This window comes from Chitinophaga sp. NPDC101104, assembly GCF_050277495.1.
Lineage (GTDB): Bacteria > Bacteroidota > Bacteroidia > Chitinophagales > Chitinophagaceae > Chitinophaga.
In genome coordinates this window covers 1,375,390-1,390,545 of sequence record NZ_JBNNSF010000001.1, presented here as the reverse complement: position 1 = coordinate 1,390,545, position 15,156 = coordinate 1,375,390, and the positions used below count along the sequence as shown (strand labels likewise).

Annotated in this window: 9 protein-coding genes; 2 read left to right on the top strand and 7 right to left on the bottom strand. The window is 55.6% G+C overall.

The annotated features are described in order from the left end of the window. Positions 1-22: 22 nt before the first annotated feature. Complete coding sequence (locus ACQKLP_RS05740) at positions 23-1,480, bottom strand: RagB/SusD family nutrient uptake outer membrane protein (protein ID WP_427320911.1); 1,458 nt, start codon at positions 1,478-1,480, stop codon at positions 23-25. A gap of 11 nt (positions 1,481-1,491) precedes the next feature. After that, positions 1,492-4,734 carry a SusC/RagA family TonB-linked outer membrane protein gene (locus tag ACQKLP_RS05735; protein ID WP_427320909.1) on the bottom strand — a complete coding sequence of 1,081 codons (3,243 nt, stop codon included), beginning with the start codon at positions 4,732-4,734 and terminating at the stop codon, positions 1,492-1,494. Between the two features lie 614 nt (positions 4,735-5,348). On the opposite strand from ACQKLP_RS05735, the gene ACQKLP_RS05730 reads away from it, so the two are divergent. Together ACQKLP_RS05730 and yiaA are read left to right on the top strand one after the other, a co-directional pair. Then, the gene (locus tag ACQKLP_RS05730) at positions 5,349-5,912 is read left to right on the top strand and encodes a Crp/Fnr family transcriptional regulator (protein WP_427320907.1); all 564 of its coding nucleotides are present in this window, start codon (positions 5,349-5,351) and stop codon (positions 5,910-5,912) included. Between the two features lie 82 nt (positions 5,913-5,994). Then, positions 5,995-6,417: an inner membrane protein YiaA gene (gene yiaA / locus ACQKLP_RS05725; protein WP_427320905.1), complete on the top strand. Its 423-nt coding sequence runs from the start codon at positions 5,995-5,997 to the stop codon at positions 6,415-6,417. A gap of 104 nt (positions 6,418-6,521) precedes the next feature. Here the strand turns inward: yiaA and ACQKLP_RS05720 are convergent, their stop codons facing one another. From ACQKLP_RS05720 to ACQKLP_RS05700, 5 genes are all read right to left on the bottom strand, one after another. Next, positions 6,522-8,033, bottom strand: a complete 1,512-nt coding sequence (locus ACQKLP_RS05720; RefSeq protein WP_427320903.1) for a redoxin domain-containing protein — start codon at positions 8,031-8,033, stop codon at positions 6,522-6,524. 37 nt (positions 8,034-8,070) lie between these two features. Beyond that, positions 8,071-9,603 carry a RagB/SusD family nutrient uptake outer membrane protein gene (locus tag ACQKLP_RS05715; RefSeq protein WP_427320901.1) on the bottom strand — a complete coding sequence of 511 codons (1,533 nt, stop codon included), beginning with the start codon at positions 9,601-9,603 and terminating at the stop codon, positions 8,071-8,073. Positions 9,604-9,634: 31 nt separating this feature from the next. Then, entirely contained in the window at positions 9,635-13,090 is a 3,456-nt protein-coding gene (locus ACQKLP_RS05710; protein ID WP_427320899.1) for a SusC/RagA family TonB-linked outer membrane protein, read from the bottom strand. Positions 13,091-13,316: 226 nt separating this feature from the next. After that, entirely contained in the window at positions 13,317-14,435 is a 1,119-nt protein-coding gene (locus ACQKLP_RS05705) for a FecR domain-containing protein (RefSeq protein ID WP_427320897.1), read from the bottom strand. Positions 14,436-14,503: 68 nt separating this feature from the next. Further along, entirely contained in the window at positions 14,504-15,121 is a 618-nt protein-coding gene (locus tag ACQKLP_RS05700) for an RNA polymerase sigma factor (protein WP_427320895.1), read from the bottom strand. Positions 15,122-15,156 lie beyond the last annotated feature (35 nt).

The window sequence follows — 15,156 nt, the reverse complement described above, 5'->3', positions numbered from 1 at the left end:
GGTTCGGGATTGAATGATTTGGTTAACGGGGATTTTGCGGAACGCCCGATTCTCCGGCCGATTGCGGTATCTGGAACAACCTGCGGGGATCGTTGGCGGTCAGTCTATACGTTTTACCGTCGATCGTTTCGTGCACAACGGGGATGCGGTACCGGAGGATGTCGAACCAGCGCATGCCTTCCTGCATGAATTCCGCCTGTTTGAAATCCAGTACGGTCAAAATGATGCCATCGCGGTCGGAGACATTTCCGTAATAATTCTTGATTTTCGGTATGGTGAGCGCATCGGCCCCCGGATTGTAATTGTCGAAACGGGTGCTGCTGTAGGCGTTAAGGTCTTGCAGCGCACTGGCGGTATTATTGAGATACGCGTTCGCTTCTGCGCGGTTGAAGAGCACTTCTTCCGTCGTAAAAAGCGGCACCATCACATAACCCGAGCCGATTTCCGCGTTCACGCTCTGGCGCACGAAGTACTCGCTCACTTTCGGGAAAAAGACGCTGGTAGTGCCCCCGCTGCCGAGGTACGCCTGGTTCAGGAACGACCAGTCTGCCCCTACCACATTGAAGTTGAAGTAATAAGAGAACAGGTTACGGCTCAAGCCATACCGGCTGCTGCGAATGCCCCGTGCGTACCACGACGCCGTTTCGCACAACAGCAGGTTGGCAGCTTCGGTAGCCTTGGCATAGGTTACCATCATTTCCTGCGCGGTTAACTGCAGGTAGCGGGAATTCCAGGGCCGCAGCTTATCCACCACCGTTCCGTCCGAAAAAACGGCATTGGCGTGTTGCACCACTTTGGCGTAATCTTTCTTAAAGAGATAGAACCGTGCCGCGAAAGCATTGGCGGCCGCTTTGTTGAAATGGTAGCGGGGTACGGAATATGTTTTTTCATCGATCAGCGGCAATCCTGCCAGCAGGTCCTTTTCGATCATTTCATATACATACGCCACCGTTTTACGGTCGTATTGTTTCACCACTTCCTTTTCCGGTTCGGTTACGTACGGTATACCAGCTTTGGTCGCGGCGGTAGCGGGGTCGTAAATCTCGGAGAAGAAAGTCACCAGCATGAAGTGCGCATAGGCGCGGCAAAGGAGCGCTTCGCCTTTCTGGGCCATGTAGGCCGAGGGGTTCGGAGCCTTTTCGCAAACCTGTAATGCTTCGTTCGCCGCAGCGATGGCGGTATAGCAGGCATCCCAGTAAAATTCGGGGGAATCCTGCTGATCGCTGCGGACATCCGCAAAAGTAAACGGATCGAGAAATTCGTTATCCGTGCTTCCACCTCCCCTGTCGGTCACATTGTCTGACGACAATTCGGCAAACACGACGTAGCTCGCGCCGGGGTAAGCCGTGGCGAGGAGACGAGACACCTGTTCCGGCGTGTTCAGTACCGCCCGGTTATCCGGCGGCTGTTCCAGGAACTTCTTGCAGCCTGTTGTGGAGAGCAGGGCGAGGAGTGCGTATATTTTTAAATGCTTTTGCATGGTCATTTCTTTTAGATCCCAACTTTCAGGGAGAGCGTAAATTGTTTCTGCACGGGCTGCGCAACGCCGCCTGCGTTAAAGAATTCCGGGTCCTGGCCTCTCAGCTTCGGATCGGCGTAGATGAGCCAGGGGTTGATGGCAGCGGCGGTGACGCTGGCGCTGTTGAGGCCGAGGCGGTTCAGCAGCGAAGGGCTCACCTGGTAGGAAAGCGACACCGTTTTCAGCCGGACCATGTCTCCTTTGGCCACGCGCTCCGTGGAATAGTTGTAGTTATTATAAGGATACTCGCCGATCAGCTGGCTTTTTTCGAAGGCCCCGAGGATGGATGGCACCCGGGTATACTTCTCGTCGCCCGGCATCACCCAGCGGTCTTTGAACTCTTTCGGGGTGGCCGTAAGGTCTGAATAGTTTTCGCTGAATGCGGGGTACAGGCGGATGGTGTTGCCGGCCTGGTACGTCAGGAAGATGTTCAGCGATAACGATTTGTAGTTAAAGGTGTTGGAGAAACCGCCGGCGATGGTGGGGTCTACAGGCCCTTCATACTTCAGGAACCCGACGTTGTAATCCTGCAGGTAAACGGCTCCGGACACTTCGCCTTTTTCGTTGTTGAAAGTGGGCTTTCCTGTCCGCGGGTCGAGGCCGGCGAATGGGATGGAGAAGAGCCCCCGCGCAGGGTACCCTTCCTTCGCCCCGCCTTCCGCCACTACCAGGCCGAAGATATTGGGCCGGTTGCGCAGCCGTGTGATTTTCGTGGTGTTATATCCGAAGGTCAGATTCGTTTTCCAACCCCAATCCTGCTTCTTGATCACTTGTCCGCCGATGAGGAACTCGATCCCTTTCGCATCCATGTCTGCGTAGTTGGCCGCTTTGAGCGACTGCCCGCCGATGCCGGAAGTGCGTACGATACTGATCAGGTCGAAGCTCTGGCGCATATATGCATCGATGCTCACGTTCACTTTATTTTTGAACAGGCCGAAATCGAGCCCTGCGTTGGTGGTGTAAGCTTTCTCCCAGGTCAGGTCTTCGTTCTCCAGTTCCGCCAGCACGATCACCGATTCCATTTCGTTCAGGTAAGGCCGGTTGGTATTGATATTGCGCAGCACGATGGTGGAGTTGGTAGCCGGGCCCATACTCGCCGTAAGACCGTAAGAGGCGCGCACCGTCAGGTAATCGAGCCAGGTCACCTCTTTCATGAACGGCTCTGCGTCCGCGTTCCAGGAACCAGCCACGCTCCAGGTGGGGAGCCAGCGGGCGCGGGAGGAACTGCCCAGGCGGTTGGAGCCGTCGTACCGGCCGGTGGCCGTCAGGTTATATTTCTGGCGGTAGGAATAGCCGCCCGAGCCGTAGAATGCCACGAATCGGTCGTAATCCCTGCTCATACCATAATACGGGAAATTCGCCTCCAGGGTTTGCTTCACGATGCGATAGTCTACGAACGGCACCCCGCCGTTACCATATTGATAACCGAACCCGGTATTGCTGGCGTTCTGACGGTCGGTGGATTTCACCTGCATACCTGCCAGGAGATTCAGGGAATGCTTTTCGTTGATCGTTTTGATGTAGTTCAGGCTGGGACGGATGTCGTAGTTGACCATCTGGTCTTCCGTCCGGTTGTAAAAACCACCGTACGGCAGCACGACCACCGGTTCCGCTTCCGGATCTGCCGGGTCGCGGTAAAGGAATTTATTGTTGTTCCGGATAACGGAGGTGCTGGCGGCGCGATAGGCGTTGGCCATGTTCGAATTTTCCTTGATCTGGTGCTCCATCGACGATTTTACGTACCGCAGCGCACCCACGAAGTCCAGTTTCAGATCGTCGGTGATCTTGAAGGAAAAATCTCCCTGCAGCCGGAGGTCGGCCACGTTGATGTCGAGATAGTTGTTCTCCAGTTCGGTAAGGATATTGAATGGCGCGTAGTTCCGCTGGAAGTATTCCCGCTCGCCGTTCTCGTCGTACGGGGTCATCGTACGGCTGGCGTTGAGGGCGAAGCTGAACGGGTTGATGTCGAAATCGCGGTCCATCTGCCCCTGCACGGGGTTCGGATTGCGTTTGAGCGACCCCGGCGCGCGCTGCTGGCGAACGGAGGCCAGTGTGGAGAAGCCGACGGAAAAGCGGTCAGACAGTTTATAGTTGTTCCGGAAGTTCAGGGTGTAGCGGCTCACGCGGTCAGCGATCGTCCAGCCGTTGTCTCCATAATAACTGGTGGAGAAATACGACTGCGAGCGGTCGGTACCGAAGGAGATGCTGAGGGAATGCTCCTGGAGAAAATTATTCTTGAACAGTTCGTCGTACCAATCGGTATTGGCGGAAGCGTATCTTTTCAGGAAGTTCCGCCGGCCTTCGACGGTGTTGGGTACCTTGAAGTTCCCGTTGGCGTCGGCTTGCAGGCCCTGGTACATTTTCCCGTATACGCCCCAGTTGGCATCGTTGAGGCGCCCCACGTTCAGGAATCCTTTCCTTTCCAGTTCGGCCAGTACGGACATCTGGTCGCCGGAGTTCATGATACTGTATTCCCCATAAGAAGGCACGAGCTGCGTGCTGAAGTTGCCGGTGTAATTCACAACGGGCTTGCCGATGCGGCCTTTCTTCGTCGTGATCACCACAACCCCGTTCATGGCGCGGGCGCCGTACAGGGCGGTGGCCGCGGCGTCTTTCAGGATGGCGTAGCTTTCGATATCGTTCGGGTTGAGCCCAGCCACGGCGGAGCCGAGGAGCGTTGTGGGGTCGCCGGAAGAGAGCTGGTCGTTCGAGATATTCACCACATCTTCCAGTACCACGCCGTCTACCACCCAGAGCGGTTTGTTGTCGCCGTTGATGGAAGTGGCGCCGCGCACGCGGATTTTGGGAGCGGAACCGAAGGTGCTGGAAACGTTCTGGATGGTTACGCCTGCGGCGCGGCCTTCGAGCATTCGGCTGAGGTCGGCCACGCCCTCGATCTTCACGTCATCTGCTTTGAGCGTGGTGGCGGCGCCGGCGAACTTGCGCTTTTCCAGGTCCTGGAAACCGGTTACCACCACTTCGGAGAGCTGGCCTTCTTGTTTGCGAAGGCTGATATTTAGCGCCTGTCCACGGAAAATTGCTACCAGCGGCCGTTTGCCGAGGAAGGTAAACCGTAGGCTGTCGCCGTTGCGGGCGGCGAGCGCATAATAACCGTTGACATCGGAAAGCGTGCCCCTCCGGCTGACGAGGTTTTCGACGGTGACGCCGGGGAGGGGAAAATTTTCTTCCGCGTCCAGGACGCGGCCACGGGCCATGGGAATGGAGTCCTGGAAGAAGGACGAACACGGCGCGGCTTCAGCAGGTCTTGGTGCGACGGCTAGTAAAGGTAAAAGGAGAACTGCCGGGGACTTTTTCAGCCAATCCCGGACAATTGTATAGGAGTCCATCATATGCATGGGTGTACATGATTTTAAAAAATTTCGATCTGGTTGATATGTCAGTCGCTCAAATTTCTATCTGCCCGGGGTGCTTCGACACAATGAGTTTAACAGACAATCAGGGGCGGTACTACATCATTGCAGACATAAGTTACGCAAATATTGTCAGGAAACGGGAAAATGCGGCGGCTTTTTTAGCCCCCGGAAACGGAGCACGACACGTTATTTTATTTCAACATATAACTTATGGCCAGCGATGGGCGAAAGCCAGGGGGATCATACGTGAAACATGGTACCACGGAGGTATCGGGCGGGTTTTGCGAGGGACCGGGGACGGGATTTCTGCCATAGGGAATAATGGTTTAGGCGTGCAAGTTAGTGCCAAATGTCTGCCATGCAAAGCATCCATCGGAAAAATCGTTTTTGCATAAGCGGTGCATCGCTGTAATTTTATCGAGCCTGACCTTCGGCAGGTGTAAAATTGTATTTCGATGGAACAGTTATTCGCGCATCTTTCCCAGTACCACCCTATCAGCGACGCGGCCCGCCAGGCAGCGGCGGACTGCTTCCGGGAAGACGTTTACGCTAAAAACGACATGCTCATCACCCAGGGGCAAGTCTGCCGCCGGTTGTATTTCGTGGAAAAGGGCTGCCTGCGCGGGTATTACCATCTGGAAGACAAGGAAGTGACGCACTGGTTCGGCTTCGAGCGCGACTTTGTGACGTCGTTCCACAGTTTCACGACCGGCCAGCCTGCGGTGGAGAACATCCAGCTGATGGAGGGGGCGGTGCTTTGGTCGGTTTCGCGGGAAGACCTCCTGCGGCTGCTCGACACTTTCCACGAACTGGAGCGGCTGGTGCGCATTGCGTATGAAAAATACTACCTCCGGCTGGAAGAGCGCTATGTAAATTCGCAGTTCCGCACGGCGGCGGAGCGTTACGAGCAGCTGCTGGAACAGGCGCCCCACATCCTGGAGCGCGCGCCGCTGAGGTATGTGGCCTCTTACCTGGGCATTTCGCAGGAAACGCTGAGCCGGGTGCGGGGGCGCATTTAACATTTCCCGTGCCGTTTTTTGACGGATGTCAAAAGTCTGCCGGAACGGGCTCCTTACCTTGGTACCATAAATCAACACCTTTATGGAAACTAAACAACAACAGCCCTCCTCCGCATTCGTAGCCGCATCCTGGATAGCCCTGCTCGCCGGCATGGTAGCCTACAACATCGGTTTGTGGAATGCCGCCACCATGCAGCTCAACGAAAAAGGGTATTACTTCACCGTGCTGATGTTCGGCCTGTTCGCCGCCGTTTCCGTGCAAAAATCCGTGCGCGACCAAATGGAAGGCGTCCCCGTAACCGCGATATACTATGGCCTTTCGTGGTTCAGCACCATCCTTTGCATCGTGCTGCTGACCGTTGGGCTGTGGAACGCCGATCTCACCAAAAGCGAAAAAGGCTTCTACGCCATGTCTTTCGTACTGGCGGTTTTTGGCGCCATCGCCGTGCAGAAAAACACCCGCGACGCGAAGTTATTCCGCAATGAAGAAGAACCGAAACATTGATTGTTAATCCATATACACGGAAACCCGGTCTGAGACCGGGTTTCCTGCTACGTACGTTATAAGAATCAAAAAGCCTCCCGGTCCGGGAGGCTTTCTTAAGCTTGTTATTTATCCAGCAATTCGTTGATCATCAGTTCCAGCGTCCGGTGGTTGTGCTCGTCTGTCCGGAAGTTTGAGAAAACAATGTTCCCTTCCTTGTCGATGAGGTAATTCGTCGGAGCGCCGCGGGCCACGAGGTTTCCGCGTTTGGTGGGCTCGTCGCGCACGGGCGTGAACGAATAGCCGCTTTGATTGATGAAAGGCACCACGTAAGGGTCCTGCTCATGAGCGATGTTGATCCCGATGTACGCCAGCTGGTCTTTCCCGTATTTCCGGACTACCGCTTCGAAATGCGGGAATTCTCCGCGGCAGGGGCCGCATCCGGGGAACCAATACGTTACCAGCACCACTTTCCCTTTCAGATCGGCCAGCGAAGTTTTGCCGGCGGTCATGTAATTGTCCAGCGAAAAAGCGGTGGCGGGTTGGGCGGCCGACTTGCGCACCTTCCAGACGTCTGCCTGGATGGCGTCGTTGTTTTTGCCGATTTTGCCGCCGTACTTTTTCATGAGGGCGTAGATTTCGTCGGTCGGGTCAACGGCGTAATTTTTCAGCAGGCTGTCGTACGACCCGGCCGTATTGCCCATGGCGTCGTTGGCGAGGGCGATCTCCTTCAGCAGCACGGTTTGCGAACTGCTGTAGCGGATTTTCGGCGCGGCACTCAGCATTTCGATGGCTTCCGCGTAGTTCTTTTTGGCCATGAGTATGCGGCCTGCGAGAATTTTCTCGGCGACGGACCGGGCCTGCAGCCATTGTTTGTTTTCACGCAGGGAGTCGTTCTGCAGCATTTCGTTCGCCAGCTGCTGTGCCTTTTGCGCATCAATGGGAAGGAGATAGCTGAAGTAGCCGTTCATGGCGCCGGATGTCCAGGACGATTTCCCGGGATCATATTGTCGCCTGGATTTCTCCCATACCTGCATTTTCACGGCAGGGTTGGTGGAGCGCTGGGCCAGCCAGTAGAGCGCCTGTGCGCCTCTTTCGGTCCCGGGGAAACGGTCGGGCATGGACAGCATCAGGTCGTGATGTTTTGCTGAATCCACGTCTTCATGGGAGCTGGCGTAATAAAACGCGTAATTCGCGTTTTTGGGGTCCGATTCGGTGGCTTTGCGCAGGTATTCGCGGCCGGCGGCGAAATCGCCCCATCTTTCGGCGTCGATCCAAAGCATCTGATAAGCTTCCCCGTTTTTCGGATCGAGCTGGATGACTTTTTCGAGATAGGGTTTGGCGGCGGGGAGTTCCCCGTTATAAAGCGCCTGGGCAAAGGCAAAGGGGATTTCCACGGATTTCGGGTGCGATTTGATCCATTTGTCGTACTGTGCCTTCACTTCGGGGCTTTCCACGCCGGCGAGGTAGATGTATTCTTCATGTGCCTTCGCGTTTTTGAAATCCTTTTCCACTGCTTTCCGTGCTGCGGCGATTTCCGCGGGGGTGCCTTTCCCTTTTTTTACGATAGGCCCCTGGGCTTGTGCGTTGATGGTTTGAAGTCCGGCGATAGCCAGGAGGAGCAATAATTTTTTCATGATGATCGTGTTAGACCAGTTATGCAAAACGATAAGTTCAATATGTATTTTGTTGGATAACGCCGTTGCTGGAGATGATTTCCGTAGTCGGCACGGGCGCGGCGAACCGGCGGGAGCCTTTGGGCAGCGAATACGTTTTCACGGCCCCGCTGGTTTGCACAACGGCGGAATTATACGGGTAAAACTCGCGGCTGAGCGACACGTCATCGCCCGGATAGTCGTTATTGTTATACCGGCGTACATCGAACCAGCGCTGCGAGAAGGGCATTTCCCGGCGTCGCTCCTGCAGCACTTTGGCAATGGCATCGTCGTTGGACGTGGCGGCCAGGTTCACCCAGGCGCCAGGCTCCATCCGCTTGGCGCGCAACTGGTTCAGTGTGGCCATCGCATCTGCGGCCTTGCCCGTACGCGCCAGGCATTCGGCCTTGATCAGCAACATTTCGGCCACTGTGGGGCCGGAGGGAAGGCGATCTTTAAAGAAAAAGATATACCCGGGATGATCGAAACCGGGATTGATCATCCCCCTGTCATACGAATATCCTTCCACCATGTGGTACCGGAACCGGAGGTCATGGTCTTTATCATACAGCGCCAGCAGTTCCGCGCTCGGGACGTACCACCAACTGCTGTGGCTCAGCATCCTGTAGTACAGAAATTCCTTCCAGCCTACCATGTCGGTCTGATCGGTCTGGTTATCGTGGGTGTAAGGGTACTGCAGCACTACAGTTTTAACGTCCGGGGTGCCGGGGTTCACTACCAAGCTTTGCGAGCGGCCATAGCGCATGCCGGTATTGTAATCGACGAGGGTGCTGTATTCGTTCAGCGCGTTTTCCGCAAACTTCAGCGCTTCGGCGTAATTGCCGCGCGTGAGGTAATAACGCGCCGCGAAGCCGTTTACCGCCGCAGAGTTGGCGCGCCAGTGGCGGGCTACGCCGTTCTGCACCAGCGGCAGCTTGATTTTGAGCGCTTCGGCCAGGTCTGCTTCTATGCGTTGGTACACTTTTTCAAGGGACGCCCTTTCCATCGGCTCGTCGAACCGGATGGAGAGCTTGATAGGCACGCCGGGCTCGTTCCTGGTGGATGGGTTATACGGGAGGGCGTAAGTATTCACCAGCTGGAAATAACTGTACGCCCGCACGAAATAGGCGTCTGCCGTGAGGGCGGATTTCTGCTCCGCAGTGCCCGACACGGTACCTACCTGGCTCAGCACCATGTTGGCGGTAAAGATCTTCCTGTATTCGTTGGACCAGAACGTTTCGCTGACGTCGTCTGCCAGGTATTGCGCGTCCCAGGTGGCGAACTGGATGCCGGAAAGCACGAACGGAGTGGGTGTGGATTTGTACATCGCCGGGGTAATGCCGTAATCGTCCGTGCTGTATATCGCCGATCGGTTGGTTTCGGTGGCGAAGACGTTGATGTTGTTCAGGAGCGCTTCCAGTTGCGCCGCAGTAGTCACCTCCAGCGCGGAAGTCTTGCTGGGGCGCTCGTCCAAGAACTTATCGCAGGAAGCAAGGGCCAGTGTGCCGCACAGCAGCGCGGAACGGAATATATATTTGAATTGGATCGTCATGAAAAAAAAGTTTTGACTGGAAAAAACCGGGTTAGAGACTGCACTTGATGCCGAAGGTGACCGTGGGCTGCGGGCGCAAGCTATTCATCGGATATTCGGGATCTTCCTTGAAATCGTTGGCGTACACCGTAAACAGGTTGTTCCCCTGCGCAAATACCTGCACTTGCTGGAAGCCGATTTTCGCCAGCTTCGCCTTGTCGAGGTTGTAGGTAAGGTTTACTTCCTGCATGCGGATGTGATTGGCGCTCTCCACGAGGTAAGACATGTATTGGTGGAACCTGTCCCAAAAATAATAACGGTCTTCGACGTTGTTTTGCGGAAGCGGGATGATTTGCTGCATATCCCCGTTCAGCACTTCAGACAACCGGGCGTTTGGCAACACGCGCGTTGTCCACGTAGGCGGGTAATTGAAGCCCATGCGCTGGAAGACATGGCCGAACTTGCCGGTCACGATGAAAGAAAGATCGAAGTCATGCACCCGGAAGGTGTTCATGAAACCCAGCGTATAAGGCGCCACGGTGGTACCCATGTTTTGCAGGTAGTTCCGGCCGTCGCCGGGAGTGAAAGTAAAGAAGTTGTACAACTGTCCTTTTTCCCCATATACCATCGGCTGGCCATCGTGAACGCCGGCATAACGGTAACGCCATATGTCATTGGCGTTCGCACCCTGCACATACGAAGCGGAGCCGCCGCTCGTCAGCGAAGACGCGGCATAATTGGCCACGAACAGCTTTTCGATACGGTTCCTGTTGTAGGCGAAATTCACGTTCCCCTGCCAACTGATCCTGTGGGCGATGCGCTGCTGCGTACCGATTTCCAGCTCTATACCACGGTTGCTGATCTCCGCATTGTTGAGCTTTTGCGAAGTGGTGCCGTTAATGGCCGGGATGGATACCTGCGCGATCTGGTCTTTCCCGTATTTGCTATACAGGTCGATCTTGCCGAACAACACGTTGCCGAAAAGGCCGTAGTCTACCCCGATGTTCCAGGTGGCAGTTTTCTCCCATCGCAGCGACGGGTTGCCGAAGCTGGAAATGGTGGCGGTATTGTCGTTCGTGTAAGCATTCGGGACGGCGGAAACGGCGATCAGGGGCATGAAAGAGGTGGTACGGTCTTCGTTGCCGTTATACCCGTAAGTAGCACGCAGGTTCAGGCGGTTCAGGAAAGATGCGTTCCGGAGAAAGTCTTCGCGGTGCGCCGCCCAGGCCAGGCCTGCCGACCAGAACGGCGAATAGCGGTATTTGGGATCGTTGGCGATGATATTGGACGCATCCGTCCGGAAGCTTCCAGACGCGGTGTATTTACCCCGCCAGGTATAGGCCAGGTTGGCGAACGATGAAAAATAGCGGTTGGTCCGGTAGGCAAAAGTGTTGCCGTAAGGGATGAGAAAGTTGTTGCCCTGCCAGTCCTGGATCGTCTTGAACGTCCCGCCGGGGCCGTTGGGGAATATCCCTGAAGTGAGGGCTTCGTCGTTATACCCGTACGTGACCGGGCTGCCGAAGAATTCCAGCACCTGGTTAGCGATTTCCACCCCTGCGATCAAATTCACTTCGTGTTGGCGGCGGAAGATATTGTTGTAGCTCACCGAGTTACGCCAATTGTACCCCTGCGTACGATAGCGGTTCTGCTCCAGGATGCTGCCTTTGGGAATGTTGGGTAGCAACATGCCTGTAGTTTGGTTCCAGGAGGTCGCTTCGTTCACCCGCCTGCGCACGTAAAATGAATTTTCGTCGTAAAGCCCACGGATGAAGTTGTTGAAAAACTCGTACTGGAACTTGCTGTCCAGCGAAAGACCTTTCATCAGCTTGACCGTAAGCCCCGCCATCACCCGCGCGTTGAGCTGTGTACGGGTCAGCTTCCGGCTGTTTATTTCGCGGGCGGGATTGTATGTCCAGTCGGCGTACGGGAACCTGGCGGTGGGGACGGACCGCTTCAGGATGGGTACGTAATACTGCTGAATGTCAGTGAACGAACCGTCGGGGTTTTGCAGCATGTCGTACGGCGAAAGGCCCTGGATGTCGGCCAGCGTTATGCCGCTGCTGTCTGCCTTGTGGTAATTCAACATCCCGCCGATATTCAGGTCCAGCCATTTGGTGACGTTGGCGACAGATCGGAAGTTGAGAAGATATTTTTCGTAGCCCGTGTTTTTGAAGTTGGATTTGTTCTTTTCGAACAGCAGCGAAACCATATTGGTCATCCGACCGGAGGAGCCCGACAGGCTGAGGTTATACTGTTGCGTGGCGGGTTTGTTAAGCAGGAGGTCGCGGATCTGCTGCTTGTTGCTTTGGCGGCTTAAACCTGCGAGTACCGCATCTTTTTCCGCCGCGGTCATATATCCCAGGAAGTGTTCACTGAGAGCCACGGTGGCCGACGACCAGGCGTACTGGGAATACGGTATCGAACCGGGATTGGTGCGCGCGCTCCATTTGTTGAAGGAGCGCGTCTCGTAATCCACCGTTTCGGCCGAAGTGGCCCGCGGGTTTACGTAATCCAGGTCCATTTTGCCGCCCATTTTGGTGAAAGCGGAAAAATCGATCCGGAGCGGGGTGTTGCGTTGTCCTCTTTTCGTTACCACCACGATGACGCCGTTGGCGGAACGCGCACCCCAGATAGATGCGGCGGCCGCGTCTTTGAGGACGGTGATGCTTTCCACGTCGTTGGGGTTAATGGTGGAGAAATCGCCGTTGATGGGGAAACCGTCTACCACCACCAGCGGGGCTGCCGTGGCATAGAGGCTCGATTTGCCGCGGATCTCGAACGTGGGGTTGCCGTCTACGTCCAGCTTGGCCTGCACACCGGCCGTGGTGCCGATGATGCGGCTGCCGATGTTGGTGGAAGGCCGGGCCAGTTGTTCCTTGTCGATATACCCGAACGATCCCGTCGCACGTTCCTTGTTCAGTTGCTGGAAGCCGGTGTTCACCACGGTTACGGTACCCAACGTCCGCGCGCCTTTCATCACGACGCTGATCGTTTTGCGGCCGTTTACCGGTACCACCTGCGTTTCCAGGCCCACATAACTGAACACGAGATCCGAATTGCCGCTGGGAACGTTGAGGGCGAATTCACCGTTCCGACCGCTGAAAGTGCCACCGCTGGAACCTTTGACGGAAATGCTCACCCCTTCGAGCGGCTCCCCGGAAGCGTCTGTGACACGCCCTTCCACGCGGACCATCTGGCTGATCGCACGCCGGTCTGCCACCACGATCATATCGTTTTCCAGCATCCTGAAATCGAGCAGGGTACGGCCCAGCGCATGGCTCAACACTTCAGACACGGCAGTGTTCTGCACATCTATGCTAACCCGGTAATTGCGGGGAATGACGTCGTTCGAAAAAACGAACCGGTAATCCGTTTTCTTCTCGATCGAATTGAACAGTTGCTGAACGGAAACATCATTCAGTCTCAAAGTCACTTTAGTGTCCTGCGAATAAGTGTTCGCACTTACGTGAAGGCAAGCCATCACCATAAGGATAATGGTTAGTTTCATACACATCAACAATTTGACGGGGACCCATGGCGCCCCCTTTCCCCAGCCTGGAAGTTGGTTTTTTTGCATACTTTCGTACAGGTTTAAAGTGAATAAACAGGAAACAGGTTACCGCGTCAACAGTGTGCCTGTCTCCCAGCTTTTACCGGGGGGAATGCGTCACCATTCCCCTTTTTTTATGTCTTGATGCAGGGCAGCAGCGCGTCACCGCTCCTGACCTTCCATCCTATGGTTGCAATACCACGGTATGGTCGTCTTCGAACCGGAACCGGAAACCCCTCGATAACTGCAGCACTTCGAGCACCCGCTGCAGGGTTTCCTTGTTGAAATGCCCCGTGAAGTGGTACCCGCGCAGTTCTTCGGATTCGAACCGGATCTGCACGCCGTACCAGCGTTCCAGCTTCCGGGCGATGTCCCCGAAAGTGTCGTCGGCAAAAATCAGCCGGTTGTCGACCCATGATAGTTCAACAATTGCGCTGTCGTGTGGAATGTGTGTGAGAGAGTCGATAAGATAGTGGCTCCCGGCTTTCTTCATGTCTGCCTGCCGGGGCGTTAATGGTTGAATGTCCTGTATCTCCTTGTTCCTGGCGATCACCAGTTTTTCTTTCGGTTGGAGGTACACCTGGTGGCCGGCGCGCGTGTCTATCCGCACCCGCCCCCTGATCAGTGAAGTCTCCACCGTCTCGTCGTCTTTGTATGCTTTTACGTTAAAAGCCGTGCCCAGCACGGTAATATCCATGTCTTCGGTATGGATCACGAATGGCGAAGACGCGTCTTGCGCGATGTCGAAATACGCTTCGCCGTCCAGCGTGAGCGTGCGCTTCCCTTTCTGGAAACCATCGTCCAGCCACAGGGTACTGGCGGCATTGAGCACAACCTTCGTACCGTCCGGCAACTGGAAAGCCTTTCGCTCGCCGGGCTTGCTGGCGTAGGTAGCCGTTTTCCCGTCTGCCGCTCCCGCCGAAGGGGCAACTTTCCCGGCCTGCATCCACACCATCGTCAGCACCAGCCCCGTGAGCGTGGCCGCCACGGCGAGCGTGTACCACTTCCAGCCGTTGGCCCTGGTTACCGGCCGCAGCTGCGGCGCCTGCATCCCCGGCCTGATCCCTTCCGCCAGCAAGGCTTCCGTGAACCGGCGGTGATGGCCGGCGAATGTTTCCGCATCCAGCCCGCCGTTCAATCGCAAATAAATCACTTTGGCGGCCTGCACCAGCTCCCGCTTCTCGGGATGCGCGGCCAGCCACTGCTCCCAAAACCGCACTGCTGCCGGGTTCGTACCGGTGCAATACTGCTGGAAAGACTCATCCATCACCAGATCTTCCGCCTTATGCCGCAAGTAATTCATTCCGCTCTTTATCCTATAGAGAAGCAGATCACATCGATTTACTATGAAAATGTTAAATTTTTTTTCCGCTATTGCAAAATCAGCAGCATTGCCGCGGAAATGAGGGCTTCAATGGGCAACCCCGATTGCTGTACATGCCCCTTCAGCTCGTTTTTCAACTGCTTGAGGGCATCGTGTATAATATTATAGGCGGTCCGTTTCGTAATGCCGCAGGTGAGGGCGATGTGGTCGTAGTCGAGGTCTTCGAAGAATTTCATCCGCAAGAGCTGCTGCTGGCGCTGCGTGAGCCGGCGGAAAGCGTGGGAAAATGCCTGGGTGAACGCATCGTTCCCTTCGATGGCCGTGAGGTAATCTTCATGCGACCATTCGGGCTCCTGACCATCCGGAACGGCCAGGTGGCGCTCCTGCCGCTTCTTCCCGGAAGCGATCTCGTGCATGATCCGGCGATGCAGGCAGGTAATGAGGTAAGCACGCACATTGGCGACCTCAGGCAGCGTGTGGCGCTTTTCCCAAAGGTCGAGCAGCACGGCGGTAAAGCAATCGTTGGCGAGATCGCGGTCGCCGGTGAGTTTCACCCCGTAATTGATCAGTCCTATGTAATGCAGCTGGTATAAAGCGGACAATGCATCCGTGCTCCCGTCCCGTAGCTGGTTCCAGTACTCCTGCGTGTGCAAATTCCCATTCATGCTCGTTAGTTGGTTGATAAGGGGCGGATGAATCG

Coding starts and splice junctions, on each gene's coding strand:
- ACQKLP_RS05715 (WP_427320901.1), bottom strand. CDS start 9,603: ATGACGATCCAATTCAAATATATATTCCGTTCCGCGCTGCTGTGCGGC.
- ACQKLP_RS05705 (WP_427320897.1), bottom strand. CDS start 14,435: ATGAATTACTTGCGGCATAAGGCGGAAGATCTGGTGATGGATGAGTCT.
- ACQKLP_RS05735 (WP_427320909.1), bottom strand. CDS start 4,734: ATGGCCCGTGGCCGCGTCCTGGACGCGGAAGAAAATTTTCCCCTCCCC.
- yiaA (WP_427320905.1), top strand. CDS start 5,995: ATGGAAACTAAACAACAACAGCCCTCCTCCGCATTCGTAGCCGCATCC.
- ACQKLP_RS05730 (WP_427320907.1), top strand. CDS start 5,349: ATGGAACAGTTATTCGCGCATCTTTCCCAGTACCACCCTATCAGCGAC.
- ACQKLP_RS05700 (WP_427320895.1), bottom strand. CDS start 15,121: ATGAATGGGAATTTGCACACGCAGGAGTACTGGAACCAGCTACGGGAC.
- ACQKLP_RS05740 (WP_427320911.1), bottom strand. CDS start 1,480: ATGCAAAAGCATTTAAAAATATACGCACTCCTCGCCCTGCTCTCCACA.
- ACQKLP_RS05720 (WP_427320903.1), bottom strand. CDS start 8,033: ATGAAAAAATTATTGCTCCTCCTGGCTATCGCCGGACTTCAAACCATC.
- ACQKLP_RS05710 (WP_427320899.1), bottom strand. CDS start 13,090: ATGAAACTAACCATTATCCTTATGGTGATGGCTTGCCTTCACGTAAGT.